The sequence below is a fragment of the Thiolapillus sp. genome (assembly GCF_048562965.1).
Classification (GTDB): Bacteria; Pseudomonadota; Gammaproteobacteria; order Chromatiales; family Chromatiaceae; genus Thiolapillus; species Thiolapillus brandeum_A.
Window position 1 is genome coordinate 1 of the sequence record NZ_JBHNMF010000783.1, and the last position, 213, is coordinate 213.

A 213-nucleotide genomic window follows, 5' to 3' on the forward strand; every position below is an offset into this window, starting at 1 on the left:
TCGATTTGACTGCTGACCTGGGAACCTTTGTTCAAAATTGGCTTGAGTTTTATCTAACCAAAGACTTGACCCCGTATTCCCCACTCTATTCTTTCGGCGCAATGCGCTTCGCTTATTGATGTCCTACATCGGTACGCCTTACCGCGTTAATTCTCTCGCAACCAGTATTATCTCACCATCTCGTTCTTCTCGAATACACCGAACAACACTCCC